Consider the following 18,359-nt stretch of genomic DNA (forward strand, 5'->3'; position numbering starts at 1 on the left):
TCTTATTTTTTTACGATTTTTTTTTCAATAAAGTTTCGACTTGTTTGCGCAATTCATCAATTTGATTTTGTTGAGTTTGATTAATTGTTTTTTGCTGCTTTAAATCATTAATTTCTTTGTCCTTTTCAATCAGGTACAAAGTCAACTCTTCTACTTTTTTTAATAACTTAACATTCATGTCGCCCAGGTCAAGACCATTCTTTGCCATTTCGGCAGCCGAAGGAATTTCGGCCAGATGTTGATTCTTATCTATGAAGGCTTTTACTTCGATTAGTGTGGGTAGCTTGTAAGTAGGGTGAAATACATAATCAGGACCAGGAACGCTCAGGTCAACTTTAACTTCCTGAGCGTGAATTTTACCGTATACAGTTAGTTTTTCATCAGGTTGGTTAGTGCCAATACCAACATTCCCATTCTCTATGGCTTTAATCGCTAAACTGGCACCGGCTGAACTGTAATTATTGCCTACATACAAATTCCACTCATTAGTCATTGGCAGAAACTTAGTCACGGTAAGATCATTGCCACTGTTATTTAGGGCAGTCCAGGCGCTATTATAGTTAATAGCATGCACATTAATATACACTGTTATTGGAGTAGCGACGCCATTTGTCGCTATACCTCTAATTCTAAATCTTGGATTTGCATATTCGGTATTACAATCAATCGTAAAATTGCGTTTACCCGCCGAAACGTATGGATTATCATTTATTCGTCCTACCTCCCGCCATAACGCTGGATTGGCATGAGCGATACTGGCCAAATGTGTTGCCGCTGCCGCCACATTTCCTCTGGTATAAGCTATAGATATTTCATAGTATCCCGATGAACCTGCACTAATAGGGGCTACGCCTACAAATTCTACATAATCGCCTACCTGGTAATTCGCAGGGAAGGTAATTGAGGTGTTGTAATCCTGTGCAAATGATTTACCGGCAAATAATACCAGGATAAAGAATAAAATTTTTTTCATAATTGTGATGGTAAGTGTTTAAGCTTAGGTTATTAACGTTCAGATTTATTTTTTAAGGATTTTCTTTGATAAAGCATTATTTAAAGTGAGTGGGTAACTGGTCATGTCGTACCGGTACCAACATAGCCAGATAAATTAAAATAAGTATCTGATCCACTGGTTATCCATTGAGCTTTTGAAACGATAGGAATTAGTGAAAAGACAACAATAGTTGCCCGGTAGGGTATTTTCATGATGTGATAAGCGTTTATTCAGATTCAGCTAATTGAATCCAATACTTTTTACGTTTTCTTTCTCAATAAGGTTTCGCCTTGCTTGCGCAATTCGTTAATTTGGCTTTGCTGCAATTTCAGCAAACTCTCTTTCTCCTGGTCTTTTTATCTTTTTCATTCAGATATAGGGTTAGTTCTTCGATCTTTTTAGTTTGGAGCTTAACCATTTCGCCCAGGTTGATGCCATTTTAGCAACATCCTGTTCTGAGGGCATTTTGGGAAGCCGTTGATTTTCTGCTATAAATGATTTAACCTCTGAAAGCGGGTGCTATGTATATGTTGGCTTTAAAACGTAATCTGGCCAGTTTGCATACAATTTTACGGTGATCGACTGTAAAAGTAGTTCATCCCTATCCTGCAGAGCCAAACTTCCCTTCTGGCGATAACAAAGTCGTCATTGCCGTTCATACCGAAAGCCAAGCAGATTACCGAGAAAAACGAGAGTAATATCAATCCGTACAGATACTTGCGTTTCCGGGAGCGAAGGTTTAGGCTATCACGCATCATGTCAAGATTTATTTACAAAGTTTACATTTTTATTTACAATCCAAATTCGTCTCGCCGAAAAATATCAAAGTAGATTCGCTGAATCAACTCTAAGAGGATCAATAAATAAAAAATTATGAAATACCTACACGTATATGCTTTGTGCTTAATGTCTGCTTTTCTCACCTCCTGTGGACAAAACCAAACAGATGTACCAAAAGATAATACCAAGCCCGAAATTAAAGACATAGGGCCTAACATAATGGTTCGTAATATAAAAAGAGGCAGCAATGGCACCATTTTGATGGCCGGCCCGAACAACTCATCATTTGGTGATGTTTTTAGATACGATGGGAAATCTTTTACTAATCTTACCAGTAAAATAGGTTCGCACCGGTTCTGGGATGTCCTGGAAGATCGACGCAGAAATATTTGGTTCACCACTACTGATTCAGGCGTTTATTATTACAACACTTCGACCCCGCTCAGTGCAGGCGGGAAAACCATTCAACATTTCACTACCGCGGAGGGACTTGCCCATAATCGGGTTATGTCTGTTTATGAAGATAAAGCCGGTATGATTTGGTTCGGCACCGGAGGTGGAATAAGCCGTTACGATGGGAAATCTTTTCAAAACTTTAAAAATCCGAACCCCTCTCGTTTTTATAAAAGCGGAAATTGGAATGATGATATTACTACCATCATGGAAGATAAAACCGGTAAATTATGGGTCGGCACAAGGGGCGACGCCTTTGTTTTTGACGGAAAAACATTTACCCCGTTAACCCATAAGGGCAAAACTTTTACAAATGTTTGGAGTATAATTGAAGATAGAAAAGGCAATATTTGGCTTGGTGACGTAACCAATGGCCTTTGGCGCTATGACGGCAAAACCTTTACCAGGGTATCGGAGAGAGGTACCCAAGCTATCATCGAAGATAAAAAAGGAAACATCTGGACTACCGGTCCGGTAAATACTGCCCATGTGGCGGTTTGGGCAGTTTCCCGTTATGATGCAAAATCCTTGTATAGTAACACGCCCACTGTAACAGAAGTTATTACAGGAGATGCTTTTTTTGGGCTTTTGGAAGCTGACGATGAAAGTATTTGGTTTGGATCTGCGACCGGGGTTTATCGTTATGATGTAAAAACCATCACGGACTTTTATAATAAAGAGGGTCAGAAAAAATATATCGTAGATACCAAACAAAGTGCTGTAGTATGGAAAGGTTCTTCGCTATTTGGTGGGTGGGAAGGTACTAAATTAGTTAGTGATGGTTCCGCTACAGGGGACGTCAATATATTAAAAGGAGGGCTGTTGATCGAAAACCGTCATCTGGTGGGCGGTGCAGTTGACGTGGACATGAATACAATTGAACAAAAATTTGATGATGATGGTCCGCACAATAAATTACCTGCATTTTTTGATGTCAAAAAATTCCCTGTTGCCACATTCGCGGTTACGAAGGTTGAAACAGTGAATGATGGAAAAACTGAAGGGAGGAACGGGAACATGACCATTGAAGCTATCGCGAATTTAAAAGTTACAGGGAACCTGACCATTGAAGGTATCACGAAGGCGGTTACTTTTCCGGCCAATATGTATTTTAAGGACGGAATGGACGGAACCGTGGTGCTGAATGGCACGCTGATCATTGATCGAACAGATTGGGGCATCGATTATGGATCAGAAAAGTTCTTTGATCAATCTGGTGATGCAACGATTTCCGACAATGTTAAACTCTTTATAAAAATCGTAGCAAAAAAGCATAGCAGATAATTGGGGATTCAGGTTTGTAATTAATTTTCTGCAATAATTTAGCCCTGCTTGTTTAGCAGGGCTAAATTATTGATTATCAAGTGACCTGGGAGAGGCTCGAACTCTCGACCCACTGATTAAGAGTCAGTTGCTCTACCGACTGAGCTACCAAGTCATTTTTTATTGGGATGGCAAATATACAGGAAAAATTGAAATACACTAATACCCTGCCGGTATATTAAACCTACCTGACAGACGCATACAATTCTTCGCGCTGCTTTTCTACTGCATCGCTGTTAATATACTCGTCATAGGTCATTAACTTATCTATGATGCCTCCCGGGGTTAACTCAATAATACGATTAGCCACGGTTGATGTCAGTTCATGATCTCGCGAGGTAAACAGCATTGTCCCCCTAAAGTCCTTCATACCGTTATTCAGCGCGGTGATCGATTCCAGATCAAGGTGGTTGGTTGGCTCGTCAAACAGTAATACATTGGCCTGTTGCAGCATCATACGGCTAAACATGCAGCGCATCTTCTCGCCGCCTGATAATACATTGCTTTTCTTCAGCACTTCCTCTCCGCTAAAAAGCATCCGGCCTAAAAATCCACGGATAAACTGATCGTCCTTCTCTCCTGTCGAGTACTCCCGCAGCCAATCGATCAGGTTATCGTCCTTGCCTTTAAAGTATTCCGAGTTATCCATCGGGATATCGGCAATATTAATGGTTACGCCCCATTTAAATTCACCCTTAAAATCCTTATCACGGCCGGTCAGTATCTCATAAAAAGCGGTTGTAGCCAAACTATTTTGCGATAGCACGGCAATTTTATCGCCCTTACCCACTGTCAGGTTTATATTGCTGAACAGCAACTCCCCGGCTGATGCTTTGCGTAAATTTTCTATTTGCAAAATCTGGTCGCCGGCTTCCCTGCCCTGGTTATTGAAAATAATCCCCGGATATTTCCGGTTTGATGGTTTAATTTCGTCCAGATTGATCTTGTCCAGGGCCTTTTTACGACTGGTAGCCTGTTTTGATTTGGATGCATTGGCGCTAAACCTGCGGATGAAATCCTGCAATTCCTTCACTCTGTCTTCGGTCTTTTTATTCTGATCGGCCCGTTGCTTTAAAGCCAGTTGGCTCGATTCGTACCAGAACGAGTAGTTACCGGTATAGATGGTCATTTTGGAGAAATCAATATCCACCACATGCGTACAAACCGTATCCAGGAAGTGCCTGTCGTGCGATACCACTAAAACGATAGCCTCGTAACTGGCTAAAAAGTCTTCCAACCAGCTAATGGTGTGGATGTCCAAATCGTTGGTAGGCTCATCCAGCAGTAAAATATCGGGGTTACCAAATAAGGCCTGCGCCAATAAAACACGTACTTTTTGGTTACCATCAAGTTCTTTCAGTAGTTTATAATGCAGGTCTTCTTTAATACCTAAATTGCTTAACAGCGTGGCGGCATTGCTTTCGGCATTCCAGCCGTCCATTTCAGCAAAAAGATTTTCCAGTTCGCCGGCACGTTCGCCATCCGCATCTGTAAAATCTTCTTTCATATAAATAGCATCTTTTTCCTGCCTTACATCATACAGCTCCTTATGCCCCATCATTACGGTCTCAATCACCGGAAATTCGTCAAAAGCATAGTGGTTTTGTGTGAGCACGGCCATGCGTTCACCGGGCGTAAAGGATACCGAACCTGTTGAAGGATCTATCTCGCCCGAAAGGATCTTCATAAAGGTAGATTTTCCCGCGCCGTTAGCGCCAATTATCCCATAGCAATTGCCCTGGGTAAATTTCAGGTTAACATCCTCAAATAAAGTGCGCTTACCGTAACGTAAGGAAAGATTAGATACCGTTATCATATATATTCAAACTGAATTTTGCGCAAAAGTACAGTTATTCCCGCTTATTTTCTGCTTAATTAATAGCTAATATTATTAATAATTAAGAGTTTTAATTGAGATAGATAATTTCTTTGTCATTTTCCCAAAACTGTAGATAAACTTCCACAAATTATACGCGCATACGAAACAAATCCTCACTTGATTACGTTAAAAGAGTATAATTCACCAATTATACGCCTTGGCATAAGAGTTGCCCTTCTTATACCAACGCAAAACCTTTTAATGTTTATATTATGGCAGCTTTAATTGTAAGTTTGATCTTTATCAACGTGGTAGTAGCTATACGTAACTTTGAAAACAGAAAAGTTATTTAATTGCCTGCTGGTTAACGGAAGGCCGCATTTAAAATATAAATGCGTATTATACTAAGACTAACTTAGTATAATACGCAATAAAAATTTGATGGACTATTGATATATTCAATCCGCAGTTGTTTGGCTGCGGATTTTTTATTTACCCCAGTTAGCGGGGTCTTCGCGCCAGTTTTTCAACAATTCAACATCGTCGGGCAATATATACTGGCCTTCTTCGGCAAATTTTAATAAAGCGTTATAGTTTGACAGTGTTACAAAGCGGCATTTGGCTTTTTTAAAGTTTTCATCAGCAATATCAAACCCGTAGCTAAATATGGCTGCAAGGCCGGCAACATCATGCCCGGCTGATCGCAAGGCATCAACTGCCTGCAAACTGCTTTTACCGGTCGATATCAGGTCTTCTATCACTACAATCCGCTCGCCGGTTTTAATCTCTCCTTCAATTAAACTGCCGGTACCATGTTCCTTAGCTTTTGCGCGTACATAAGCAAATGGCAACCCCAACTCCTGGGCAACCAGGACTCCTTGCGGGATACCTGCCGTGGCCACACCTGCAATACAACCAACCGATCCAAACTCATCCTGTATCAGTTCGGTAAGCTGTTGCCTGATATAGGTACGGATAGATGGGTGCGAAAGCGTAACCCTATTATCGCAATAAATTGGTGACTTCCACCCCGAAGCCCATGTAAAAGGATTATTAGGTTGTAATTTAATTGCTTTAATTTGCAGCAGAAACTCGGCTACTTTTTGTTCGGTCTCAGTTTTATTAAACATGGCTCAAAAATACAGAATTTATATCAACGAAAAGGTTTTAGTCCTTACAACAGTGTTGCCAAAACATCCTGAAAACTTCCAGCAGCTTGACAATCAGCAGCTTGATCTGAAAACAATTTTTACACAAGTTACCGGGCAAACCAAAAATAAACGTTTTTTTATTTTGTGCGATAACGCAAAAGCCACACTGAAAAGGATCATTAAGTCGGGGACTTTAATTGAAGCATCGGGCGGATTGGTAAAAAACCAGGCAGGTGATTACCTGTTTATTTACCGTAACGATAAGTGGGACCTGCCCAAAGGCAAACTGGAAAAAGGCGAGAAGAAAAAGGAAGGCGGCGTACGCGAAGTAGAGGAAGAGTGCGGTATTACTATTAATAAAGCCGGTAAAAAGATCATCAACACCTATCATACCTATATCTATAAAGGTGAAGTTGTACTGAAAAAAACTTACTGGTATAGTATGAAATATAAAGGCAGCGAAAAATTAAAACCTCAATTAGAGGAAGGCATAACCGATTTAGGCTGGTTTAATAAAGGCCACATGGAAGAGATCACCACCAATACCTTCCCTTCTATTATGGATGTGCTGGAAAAAGTTGGTTTACTTAAAGATACGGTAAAGCTTCCTTAGGGATAAACTGACCTACATCGCCCCCGTGGCGCATAATTTCGCGTACGATGGTTGAACTGATGGACGAATAGCCGGGCTTACTTACAATAAATATACTTTCGATATCGGGCGCCAGCGCGTGATTCATTTGCGCTATGGCCTTTTCATACTCAAAATCGGATACGGTACGGATGCCCCTGATCATAAACGTGGCGTCAATACTCTTACAAAAATCAACCGTTAAGCCTTCATAAGCAATAATATGGATCCTGGGCTCCATCTCAAAAACCGCGCGCAGCATTTGCTCACGTTTTGCAATGCTCAAAAAACCCGGCTTACTGCTGTTAGCGCCAATGCCAATGTAAACCTTATCGAACAACCCGACCGAGCGTTTTACAATATCAACATGGGCTTTGGTAACCGGATCAAACGAGCCGGGAAAAAGGGCGATCTTCATGGATTTGGTGCTTGTTCAAATACGAAAGTACAACTATTATTAGATTGTGATTATTTTAATTTTTGAATAAATCCGTAGTGCTCTACCTTGGTTTTCCCATCCGGTATCTGGTTAAATGCTCTATATAATATATAATCGTTGTTCTTATCTATTCCTTTAAATATATGGCCTATAATCTTCTGTACTGAGTTGTTTTCAATCCTTAAAGCAACTGTATCCGTGAGTTTAATTGTCGATTTATATAATATTGCTGGATAAATGCCTTCATGTTTAGGTTCTGCTATATACTGTGGATTAACAGCAAATATTTGTGGGCTAGTATTAAGTTGTTTTACGGTTATAGGAAAATGATAAGTTGTATTTACCTCATTTAGTACTTTTGTATAGAACGCTTTCATGTCACTTTCATTTTTATATTTAAAATAGGTGCCACCAGGGCTTCCTACTTCCGATGCTGTAAGGATCATCTCTCCGGCATCTATGAGGTTACCTTCATTATATTGCTTTTGAGCTTCGTGATAAAAATCCGGAGCAGTTTTATCGTGAATACTATACTCCCCTATTTGCAATATGTTCAACTTCCATTGTTCATCGTATTTACCATAGATGGCTAATATCAAAAAATTTACAGGTAGTCCTTTTGATACCAATACCGATGTATACATTTCTTTATTTATTGCCATATATGCAATTTGATAATCGTTATCACCTAACCCCGAGAAAAGTGTATTAGATACGTTTGTAGTAGTGTTTTTTGTATAGTAATCTCCTATTGATTTATAATCTATTGCATGGATATTCCCTATCGTGTTAACAATAGTATCTACTTTATTTCCAATACTTTCAATCAGCTTTGGTGCCATAAGGTGCTTTACGCTCTCAATATCTTTTGACATTAAACTTTTAAAAAGTTTATCATTCAGAGCACTGATTTTGGTTTTCACATCTTTATCAATATTATCATTTACCCAGGTACCCGAAGTTCCAAAATGGCAGCTTTGCAAAACACCAATAAAGGTTATACAAAAAATAATGAAGATGAATTTTTTCATAAGGGTAATAAGATATGATCAGGAAACAGGTTACTATTAATATGCTAAGCTAACCAATTCCTAAAGAAAGAAAAAGCCGAATGCCCGTATTTCCGCTGTTCGGTAAAGGCGGGATGGTTGCTTAGGTTTTGCATACTTTGGTGCTCCACGATCAAAATCCCTTCCGGGGATAACAGCTTGCGCTCAAATACGATCTTTACGATCTCGGGGATGCGGCTCAGATCATACGGCGGGTCGGCAAATATCAGGTCGTAGGTTTCGGTTTCCATTTCCAGGTACTTAAACACATCGGCGTTATAGGTTTTAATCTGGTCGAGCCTGTGCTGCTTAGCCATATCCTTCAGGAAATGCACGCAGCGAATGCTTTTATCAACCGATATCACTTCGGCCGCATCGCGCGATGCAAACTCCAGCGAGAGGTTGCCCGTGCCGCTAAACAGATCGAGCACCTTTGCCCCTTCTATATCAATTTGATTTTGCAGGATATTGAACAAGGCTTCCTTAGCCAAATCGGTAGTGGGGCGTACGGGCAAGCCGTTGGGTGGGTTAAGCCGCAGTCCTTTTAATCGCCCGCCTATGATCCGCATCAGGCCAGTGACGCTAAGGCCAGGATCTGGTGCGCCGGAACGCCCATTGGCACATCCACAATTTTCAGATCGTTGTACTTCACTATGCTGAAAAATTGGTTCAGCTGATCAAAATCGCTGGCGGGGCAATTACCGCTTACAATCAGCGAAGCATGATCGGCCTGCAGTTCCAGCTGATCTACAGCAAACAGGCAGTAATAAAGGATATCGTTTACATCGGTAACCACAAAGGAATTATAAAAGCGCAGTTTACCTTCGTTAAAATTGGCCAGGGTTAACTGCCCGCAATTAATATCTATATAAATGTGATGATTACCGGGTCCGCTTTTAGCCATGGCCGCCAGCCAGCCACGGTAAGCCGGCACGGTTTCCGTTAAACTAAACCTCGATGCCAGCGCATCCGTAATATTATGGTCTATTTTGCATACCACCTGATTTTCCGTATCCAGCTGACTTACAAATACCCTGTCCTCGGTTTTCACATCCAGGAAACGGGCGTAATCCAGCGTATTTTCTTCGGCAAACAAGGCCGTTGGCACCAGGGTTAGCGCATCGGGCGTTAAGCCTACCACAATCTTTTTAAACGGCGCGGTTAAAATATCGCCCAGGTCTTCATCTTCGGCCAGGTCGGCCAATGCGCATTTGGCTTTCCATGCCAGCAAACGGCCTTCTTCGACGATCAGGATGGAGAATTCGGCTTTACAGGCTTTAATATAAAGCCCGGAATCATGCGCTTTGGCCAAACTAAAGCCATCGCTTTTGTAAGTAAAAGAGTATTCGCTCATATACGGTTAACAACAAAAGTAATATTTTTTGATCACCATTCATTTTCTTATCACCATTTTTGTTGTGTGCCCCATCAAGATCATATCCAGCAGGCTTTCCCGCATCAGCCTAATGCCCAGCAGGCCGAGTTATTTGGCTTGCTGCACAAATTTATAACGAGCGACGAGGGCGACGAATGCTTCATCCTGCGCGGTTATGCCGGCACGGGCAAAACTACCATCATTGGCGCACTGGTGAAAGCATTGAAGCATTATAACTATAAATACGTACTGCTGGCCCCTACCGGCCGCGCCGCCAAGGTGATGACCAGCTACTCGGGGCGTAAGGCATTTACCATACATAAGCGCATATACCGTAAAAAATCGGCGCTGAATGTAGACGAATCTTTTATGCTGGGCGATAACCTGGCATCGCAAACGCTGTTTATTGTGGATGAGGCCTCCATGATATCGGACGAGATTAGCGGCAATAACCGGGAAACCCTTCTGCAGGACCTCATCAACTACGTATACAATACCCATAACTGCAAGCTGGTACTGGTGGGCGATACCGCGCAACTGCCGCCCGTAGGGTCGGAATACAGCCCGGCGCTGGATGCCAAACTGATGAAAGACCAGTTTGGCCTCACCATTTTCAGCTACGAGCTGACCGAGGTTTTACGCCAGCAAAAGGACTCGGGTATATTGCTGAATGTGACCGGCATCCGCGACCTGATCCGCAAGGGCGAGGAACGCAAGCCGGCCATTGTTACCAAAGGCTATAAGGACGTGTTCCGCATGACGAGTGAGAAGCTGGAGGAGGGCCTGAACTATGCCTACAACAAATACAGCGACGAGAACACCCTGGTAATCTGCCGCAGCAATAAGAACGCCAACCTGTATAACCGGCAGATCCGCGGGCGCATCCTTTTCCGCGATGAGGAGCTGACGGGCGGCGACCAGATCATGATCGTGAAGAACAATTACTTTTGGCTGCAGGAAAACGAAGAAGGCAGCACCGGCTTTATTGCCAACGGAGATATTGGCCGCATCCGCAAGGTGCGGCGCTTTGAGGAAATGTATGGGATGCGCTTTGCCGATATCCAGCTGGAGCTGACCGATTATACCGAAGATACTACCATTAACTGCAAGGTACTGATGGATACGCTCTACTCCGATTCGCCGGCGCTGCAGCCTACCGATCAGAAACGCTTTTACCTGGAGGTGATGAAGGATTACGATCATATCCCCAGCCGCAAGGGCAAACACGATGAGCTGAAGCTAAACCCCTACTACAACGCCCTGCAAATCAAATTTGCCTACGCTATTACCTGCCACAAGGCCCAGGGCGGGCAATGGGACGCCGTATTTGTTGACCAGGGTTATCTGACCGACGAAATGGTGAATACCGACTTCCTCCGCTGGTTTTACACGGCCTGCACCCGGGCCACCAAGGAGCTGTACTTAGTTAACTTCAGCGACCAGTTTTTCCAAAGCAAGCCCGGGGAGATTTAGGCTTGTGTAAGCTGATACAACCATCGGTAAGGGGGTTAACACAACTTAACACAATTCAGCCTGTTTTTAGTTTAAATAGTTAATAGTCAACTATTTATATTTTTTTTAGTGTTAACCCAAAGTAAAAGTTTTAAAATCAAATACAACATGCTTAATATCAGTTAAATATGATGCATTTTTACCACTGCCCATTCAAGCGTGCCGCTTGAATCCATAAATTAGTTAAGCGGGACGCTTAAACTTTTAAGTGCCCAAGCGGCACGCTTGGACAGGCGGGGTAGGAATGAGTAGTGGCAGGGAGGGGTTTCAACGTTTTGTCATTGCGAGCGATAGCGCATGACGTAAATAATTCCTGCCCTCTTTCCGCCGCAGGCGAAGAGAGGGCAGACGGGCGAAGCCTCGTCGGGTGAGTCACGGCGTATGCAGAGCCGGCGAGTTAACTCACCCGCCCATCGCTTCGCTGGGGCACCCTCTCTTCGCCTGCGGCGGAAAGAGGGAATAAGCGCGTATTGTTATTTAAACCCCGAGCCCGTCGAAGAGTGCGTACGCCGGCCTGCCCACCATGGTTCGACAAGCTCACCATGACACCCTGCGCTCGGTCTGTTTTGCGAGCGTAGCGCGGCAATCTCGTAGCACAGCCACAATCCAAAACTATTATAAACAAAAACAATATCACACCTGTTCAATTAAAACCTCTTGTTATTAAATTTAATAATACATTTGGTATCAGAAGCCCAAACCTTATCAAAACCAATTCGGTAAGTTTTTATATATTTTTGGATTTCGATAAATCATAGTATTTATATGATGGTATGAAATATAAATCAGTTGATAGTGATATCCGTTTCCGGAAATTGATCGAAAATAGTTATTCGGGCATAACACTATTGGATGCCGGCTTTAATATCATTTACCGCAGTCCCTCTGCCGAAAGGATAAGCGGCCGGAACACCCAAAATCAATCCGAAATATCATTTATAAACCGGGTACACCCGGATGATCAGTTAAACATTACCCATACGCTGCAAAATATATTGCAAAGCCCCGGCCTGTCGCAAACCTGTATCTTCCGCATAGCACACCCCGACGGGCATTACATCTGGCTGGAAAGCAATTGTACCAATATGCTGCTCGAACCCGGTGTGGAAGCAATTGTCTGCAATTTCAGGGACATCACCGCGCAAAAAGCAGCCGAACATCATTTAAAACTATTAGAATCGGTTATAACACATACCAACGATGCCATATTAATTACCGAAGCCCAGCCGCTTGACGAGCCCGGGCCCCGCATATTATATGTTAACGAGGCCTTTACCCGGCTAACAGGTTATACACCCGAAGAAGCAATTGGTAAAACACCCCGTATGTTGCAGGGGCCAAAGTCTGACCAAAAAGAATTAAAACGTTTAAGCGAAGCCTTGCGCAAATGGCAGCCTTGCGAAATTTCAACCATTAACTATAAAAAGAACGGCGAAGAGTTTTGGTTAAGCTTCGCCGTTACCCCCGTGGCCGACGAAAAGGGCTGTTATACGCATTGGATATCTGTTGATAAGGATATTACCCAACGTAAAAATGAGGAATTGCAAAAAAACTTATTAGCCGATATCAGTTCCATTTTTAATCAAAACTATACACTAAGGCAGGCACTTGAATATATATTGGAGTTGTTGATAGAACTTGGCGACTTTATTTTGGCCGAAGCATGGTTAATTGCAACCGATAAAAGAAGAATAAAGCGGACAGCCCAATGCTGTAAAACAGCAGGGGCCCAACTGTTTTTTGCCGAAAGCCCCCATATTAAAAGCCTTAAACCGGGCGAGGGTATACCTGGTATTACGTGGGAGACCAAAACCATGCATTTTTGGGATAATGTGGATGAAAACCCCCTGTTTGTGCGCACGGATGCCGCTAAAAAATCGGGGCTTAAATCGGTTTACGGTGTTCCATTATTTAACAATAAGGATGTGGCCGGCGTTTTAGTATTTGGGCTAAGTACCAATAAGCCGCCGGAAGGTGCATTCAATAGCTTGATGAAGGAAGTTGCGCTGCATATAGGCGCCGAAATAAGGCGTAAACAATTAGAGGAAGAGTTAAGCCAGATCTTTGATTTTGCTCCGGATGTTATTTGCATCGCCGGGGTCGACGGGTACTTTAAAAAAGTAAATCCGGCGTTATGTATCATACTTGAATATACGGCGCAGGAAATGATCAGTAAACCCATGATCGCTTTTATACATCCCGACGATCAGGAAAAAATGGCGATTGAATTTAACCGGTTAAGTGAAAACAGGCAGACATTTAACTTTGAAACCAGGAGCATTTCAAAAACAGGAAAAATAAAATGGCTGACATGGACATCAACCCCGGCATCCGAAGAAGGCCTGCTGTTTTGTGTAGCCCGTGACGTTACCGAGAAAAAAGAATTAGAAGTGCTTTTAAATAAGGCAACCCGGCTGGCGCGCATTGGGGGCTGGGAAATTGACCTGCTGAAAAACACCATCGTTTGGTCGGATATAACGAAGGAAATATACGAGGTTGGCCCCGATTTTGAACCCTTAATTGAAACAGCTATCAATTTTTATAAGGAAGGGCACGACAGGTCGTTAATTATGCAAAAGATGCGGCAAATTATTGAGCATGGCGAACCAATTGATGTACAGGTAAAGATTATTACCCCCGCGGGTAAAACTAAATGGGTGCGGGTTATTGGCGAAGGCGAGTTTGAAAACAATAAATACACAAAGATACATGGCAGTTTCCAGGATATTGATGCCCTGAAAAAAGCCGAAATTACCGCCAATGAGGCGCTGGATGAAAAAAACACCATACTTGAAAGTATTGACGATGCCTTTTTTGCTGTTGATAAAAACTGGACGGTTACTTATTGGAACGCCAAAGCCGAAGAAGTTTTAGGCAAGCTAAAAAGCGAAATGCTTGATCATAATTTATGGGAAATCTTTTATACCTCGGTTGATTCGGTATCCTATAAAAAATATAGCGAGGCTATAAATACAAACCAGGCAGTTGATTTTGAAGATTATTATCCCCCGTTAAAAAGGTGGTATGATATCAGCGCTTATCCGTCGGATAACGGCCTGTCGGTATATTTTAAGGATATTACCGAAAGGAAGCTATCCGAAAACCTGTTAAAGGATTCGGAAAAAAGATATAGCGAATTATTTCAGCTAAGCCCTATACCAAAATGGGTATACGATAAGGATACGCTGCGGTTTTTAGATGTAAACAATGCCGCTATCAAACACTATGGATATAGCCGCAGGGAATTTTTATCGATGACCGTTAAAGACATCAGGCCGCCGGATGAAATTATAAAGCTGGACGAGGCTATTTCAAAGCCCAACAAGCCACAGCAATTGGCCGCACGGGGTATGTTTACCCATCAAAAGAAAAACGGCGAATTGATCCGCGTTGATATTAAAAGCAACTCCATCAGGTATAAGGGCAAAAATGCTCAGGTTATTATAGCTAATGATATCACCGAACGCTTAGATTATATTAAGAAAATTGAAGATCATAACGAAAAATTACGGGAGGTGGCCTGGATGCAGTCGCACGTGATCAGGCCGCCCCTTGCCCGTATGATGGGATTGATCGATCTGCTCAAAAACACGGAAGAAAACAGCGATAAGGAATTGATGATGGAGTACCTGCTAACATCGGCAAATGAACTCGATCAGGTGATCAGGAACATTACCGATATATCAAAAATAGATCAGGGGGTATAATTTGGTTACATATTACGCGGCATAACCCATCTAAAAGTTAGCGCCTGGTTAATAATATTACCCATAACCTTATTATTGATTAACTATACACTAACCACCACCCGATACCCCTAATTGTTACGATAAAATTTGCTTATCACTTGCTCTTTCTTTTACCTTTATCCAATTCTTTTACCTTTATCCAATAAATCAAAATCACAATGGCAAATCCACTTATCAACTCAACCAAAGTTATCATCCCGGTTAATGTAGCTATTGCTAAAACAACCAACTGGCGTAATTTTATGTCCAGAAGCTTTCCCGAAGCCGATGTAAAGGCCCTTCCGAAAGCCGTTTACATTTCGAGGAACGACATCATTGACCTGGCAAAGGATTGCGAGGCCGACGAATCAATGTTAGGCGTGCGCGCTTATTTTACGCTGAAAAACGCCTATGAAGAAGGTGTAGAAAACGAGGTAAAATTTATTATGGTACTGGTAAAAGACACCCCGGGCTATTTTAACGGACAGGATATCCTGTACATCCCGCACGTTGGTGGCACAGAAACCTCATTGCCCGGTGGCGACGAACCGGACGACTCTAACGTATACGACTTTACCAAGCCCTGCCCCGATTGCTGTGATCCAAGCAGTCCGCTTTTTAGCAACGATCCGCCGCCGCCGGTTAAAAAAGGCATCTAAATATTATTTATGTCCTTATCAGGTTTATACCAGGGGTATATTGTCCCCGCAAGTACATTAATACCTATTGCTGCCGGCATAGTTTATTACAGGCGGATAAATAAGCCATTGCGCACGCTTTTGGCTTATTTATGCATTGCTTTGGTAATCAACATTGCCGGCATCATTATGGCATCGTACCGTATGAACAATTTACCGCTGCTGCATTTTTATACCATGTTTGAATTACTGGCCGTAATGCTGTACTATAAACATGCCTTCAACGATCAGCAAACGGGTAAATGGATCAATTTGATTATGGTCCTTTACCCGGTTTTGTGCGTGGTTAATTTTACTTTTTTCCAAAGCATCTACCAGTTTAATACCTATACCCGCCCGCTGGAAGCTATTATTATTATCGTATTCAGCGGCATTTACCTGGCCGGGCACGATGGCGCGGATAAGCAGGGCTTTGCAAATGTTGGCCGATGGGTAGCAGGCGGCTTTCTTATTTATTTTTGCAGTTCGCTGTTCCAGTTCATTTTCTCAAATGTGATCAGCCATACGGCCAGCAAACCGGTAAAAATGATTATCTGGAACCTGCATGATACCTTTGTATTGCTAATGTATCTCATGTTTTTTGTGGCTATTATGAAATATGAACGAGGTAAAAGATAACATAGATGTGCTGGTAATTACGGCCATGATGTGCTCGTTCACTATCGTGATCTGTTTTTTGATCGTTATTTACCGCAAGCAACTCGATATCTTTCGCCACAAAAGCGCCAACGAGGCCAAAAGCCTTTTCCTGGCCACCATGAGCCACGAGATCCGTACGCCTATGAACGGTGTATTAGGCATGGCCGCCCTGCTCAAGGAAACCGAACTGGATACCGAGCAGCAGGAATATACCCAGGCCATCATCCACAGCGGCGAAGCCCTGATGAACGTGATCAACGATATTCTTGATTTCTCGAAGATAGAATCGGGCAAGATGGATATGGACCCGCACGCTTTTGAGCTGCGCACCTGTGTAGAGGATGTGCTCGACCTGTTTGCCGGTCACGTAGCCAATACCAATATCGATCTGCTGTACCGCATAGACCCTCAATTGCCCGGCATAGTAATAGCCGATGGCCTGCGGCTGCGGCAGGTATTGATTAACCTGGTGGGCAATGCCGTAAAATTCACCAAAAAAGGCGAAATATTTTTAGGGATAACGCTGGTAAAAAAGCACGAAGGGCAAATGGAACTTGGCTTTGAAATAAGGGATACCGGCATAGGCATCCCTACCGATAAGCTGGCTATCCTGTTCCAGGCCTTTACCCAGGTTGATTCCAGCACCACGCGCCAGTACGGCGGCACAGGTTTGGGCCTGGCTATCAGTCAGCGCCTGGTGGGCTTAATGGGCGGCAACATTACCGTAAGCAGCCAGCCCGGTGTGGGCACCAGTTTTGTATTCAGCATTCAATGCGATGTGAGCCTGCAGCAAAAACCCGCGGCCGATATGCTGGATATGTCGGAAATTGCAGGCAGGCAGCTGCTAATTGTAGATGACAACGCGGTTAGCAGGCAGTTGCTGCAACTACAGCTGGAAGAGTGGGGATTACAGCCGGTAGCAACGGCATCGGGCACCGAAGCTTTGCAGCTTTTGCAAAGCAGCCACTTTGATGCCCTGATATGCGACCTGAAAATGCCCGGTATGAGCGGCGTGATGCTCAGTACAAAAGCTAAAGAACAGCACCCGCAGCTACCTATTATACTGCTAAGCAGCGTTAGCGACGAAACTGCTAAAGTTTACGCCGGCTTATTTACCATAGTGATTAACAAGCCCGTGAAACAGCGGCAATTAGGCCGGGCCATATTAACCGTATTGCAGCAACACCAAACCGAAACCGGGCAGCAAACCGAAGGTGTGCTGAATAAAGATTTTGCAGCCAGCCACCCGCTAAAAATTATGGTAGCCGAGGACAACGAGATGAACCAGGAATTGCTGCTGGAGATATTGCGCCGTTTGGGCTATACCCCTGCCCTGGCCACCACCGGCACCCAGGCCATAGCCATGCTGGATAAGGAGCGCTACGACCTGGTACTAATGGATGTGCATATGCCCGAAATGGACGGACTGGAAGCCACCCGTTATATCCGTACCCATTATGCGCGACAACCTCATATTATTGCCATAACCGCCGGCGCCATGGTAAAAGACCGCGAAGAATGCTACGCCGCCGGTATGGATAACTACCTGGCCAAACCCATTAAGCTGGAAGCATTGATTGCCCTGCTGCAGGAAGTGGTGGCGTAAAACTTCCCCTCAACCACCCTGTCATTGCGAGGTACGAAGCAATCGCGAACAGGCAGAGGCACATTCCAGTTCCCTCCCTTGGGAGGGGTTTCGTCACCAACATTTCTAATAAACCACACAACAAGTCATGCCGAACTTGTTTCGGCACCCCATAAACAGGGC

14 protein-coding genes and 1 tRNA gene are annotated in these 18,359 nt (G+C 43.3%); 7 read left to right on the forward strand and 8 right to left on the reverse strand.

The window, feature by feature from the left end; all coding sequences use genetic code 11:
* Positions 1 to 10 precede the first annotated feature (10 nt).
* Entirely contained in the window at positions 11 to 973 is a 963-nt protein-coding gene (locus AC07M6_RS10925; protein WP_494889278.1) for a prefoldin domain-containing protein, read from the reverse strand.
* An 894-nt stretch (positions 974 to 1,867) separates the two neighbouring features.
* On the opposite strand from AC07M6_RS10925, the gene AC07M6_RS10930 reads away from it, so the two are divergent.
* Complete coding sequence (locus AC07M6_RS10930) at positions 1,868 to 3,511, forward strand: YceI family protein (protein WP_494889280.1); 1,644 nt, start codon at positions 1,868 to 1,870, stop codon at positions 3,509 to 3,511.
* Between the two features lie 81 nt (positions 3,512 to 3,592).
* Here the strand turns inward: AC07M6_RS10930 and AC07M6_RS10935 are convergent.
* The 3 genes from AC07M6_RS10935 to pyrE form a co-directional block, all read right to left on the reverse strand.
* Positions 3,593 to 3,665, reverse strand: a tRNA-Lys gene (locus tag AC07M6_RS10935).
* 69 nt (positions 3,666 to 3,734) lie between these two features.
* On the reverse strand, positions 3,735 to 5,366 hold the full coding sequence (locus tag AC07M6_RS10940; protein WP_494889282.1) for an ABC-F family ATP-binding cassette domain-containing protein: 1,632 nt from the start codon (positions 5,364 to 5,366) through the stop codon (positions 3,735 to 3,737).
* A gap of 491 nt (positions 5,367 to 5,857) precedes the next feature.
* The gene (gene pyrE / locus AC07M6_RS10945; protein ID WP_494889283.1) at positions 5,858 to 6,499 is read right to left on the reverse strand and encodes an orotate phosphoribosyltransferase; all 642 of its coding nucleotides are present in this window, start codon (positions 6,497 to 6,499) and stop codon (positions 5,858 to 5,860) included.
* On the opposite strand from pyrE, the gene AC07M6_RS10950 reads away from it, so the two are divergent.
* The gene (locus AC07M6_RS10950) at positions 6,498 to 7,133 is read left to right on the forward strand and encodes an NUDIX domain-containing protein (protein WP_494889284.1); all 636 of its coding nucleotides are present in this window, start codon (positions 6,498 to 6,500) and stop codon (positions 7,131 to 7,133) included. The two genes, pyrE and AC07M6_RS10950, sit on opposite strands and share 2 nt — an antisense overlap.
* Here the strand turns inward: AC07M6_RS10950 and coaD are convergent.
* The 4 genes from coaD to AC07M6_RS10970 are packed head-to-tail and all read right to left on the reverse strand — an operon-like array spanning position 7,108 to position 9,993.
* A complete protein-coding gene (gene coaD / locus AC07M6_RS10955; RefSeq protein ID WP_494889285.1) occupies positions 7,108 to 7,569 on the reverse strand; it encodes a pantetheine-phosphate adenylyltransferase in 462 nt (153 codons plus the stop codon). The two genes, AC07M6_RS10950 and coaD, sit on opposite strands and share 26 nt — an antisense overlap.
* Positions 7,570 to 7,619: 50 nt before the next feature.
* The gene (locus tag AC07M6_RS10960; protein WP_494889286.1) at positions 7,620 to 8,621 is read right to left on the reverse strand and encodes a hypothetical protein; all 1,002 of its coding nucleotides are present in this window, start codon (positions 8,619 to 8,621) and stop codon (positions 7,620 to 7,622) included.
* Positions 8,622 to 8,665: 44 nt separating this feature from the next.
* Positions 8,666 to 9,208: a 16S rRNA (guanine(966)-N(2))-methyltransferase RsmD gene (gene rsmD / locus AC07M6_RS10965; RefSeq protein WP_494889288.1), complete on the reverse strand. Its 543-nt coding sequence runs from the start codon at positions 9,206 to 9,208 to the stop codon at positions 8,666 to 8,668.
* Positions 9,208 to 9,993, reverse strand: a complete 786-nt coding sequence (locus AC07M6_RS10970) for a DUF3822 family protein (RefSeq protein WP_494889290.1) — start codon at positions 9,991 to 9,993, stop codon at positions 9,208 to 9,210. The genes rsmD and AC07M6_RS10970 overlap by 1 nt, the downstream gene beginning before the upstream one ends.
* A 66-nt stretch (positions 9,994 to 10,059) precedes the next feature.
* Between AC07M6_RS10970 and AC07M6_RS10975 the strand changes: the two genes are divergently transcribed.
* The 5 genes from AC07M6_RS10975 to AC07M6_RS10995 all read left to right on the forward strand — a co-directional run bounded on the left by AC07M6_RS10975 (position 10,060) and on the right by AC07M6_RS10995 (position 18,197).
* Positions 10,060 to 11,487, forward strand: coding sequence for an ATP-dependent DNA helicase (locus AC07M6_RS10975; RefSeq protein WP_494889292.1), 1,428 nt, complete (start codon positions 10,060 to 10,062; stop codon positions 11,485 to 11,487).
* Positions 11,488 to 12,299: 812 nt separating this feature from the next.
* Positions 12,300 to 15,233, forward strand: a complete 2,934-nt coding sequence (locus tag AC07M6_RS10980; protein WP_494889294.1) for a PAS domain S-box protein — start codon at positions 12,300 to 12,302, stop codon at positions 15,231 to 15,233.
* Positions 15,234 to 15,433: 200 nt separating this feature from the next.
* Positions 15,434 to 15,913, forward strand: coding sequence for a hypothetical protein (locus tag AC07M6_RS10985; RefSeq protein WP_494889296.1), 480 nt, complete (start codon positions 15,434 to 15,436; stop codon positions 15,911 to 15,913).
* A gap of 9 nt (positions 15,914 to 15,922) precedes the next feature.
* Entirely contained in the window at positions 15,923 to 16,570 is a 648-nt protein-coding gene (locus AC07M6_RS10990) for a hypothetical protein (protein ID WP_494889298.1), read from the forward strand.
* Positions 16,551 to 18,197: a response regulator gene (locus AC07M6_RS10995; protein ID WP_494889300.1), complete on the forward strand. Its 1,647-nt coding sequence runs from the start codon at positions 16,551 to 16,553 to the stop codon at positions 18,195 to 18,197. Before AC07M6_RS10990 ends, AC07M6_RS10995 begins: the two co-directional genes overlap by 20 nt.
* Positions 18,198 to 18,359: the final 162 nt, after the last annotated feature.

The organism is Mucilaginibacter sp. GW821-FHT07H05 (assembly GCF_059418485.1).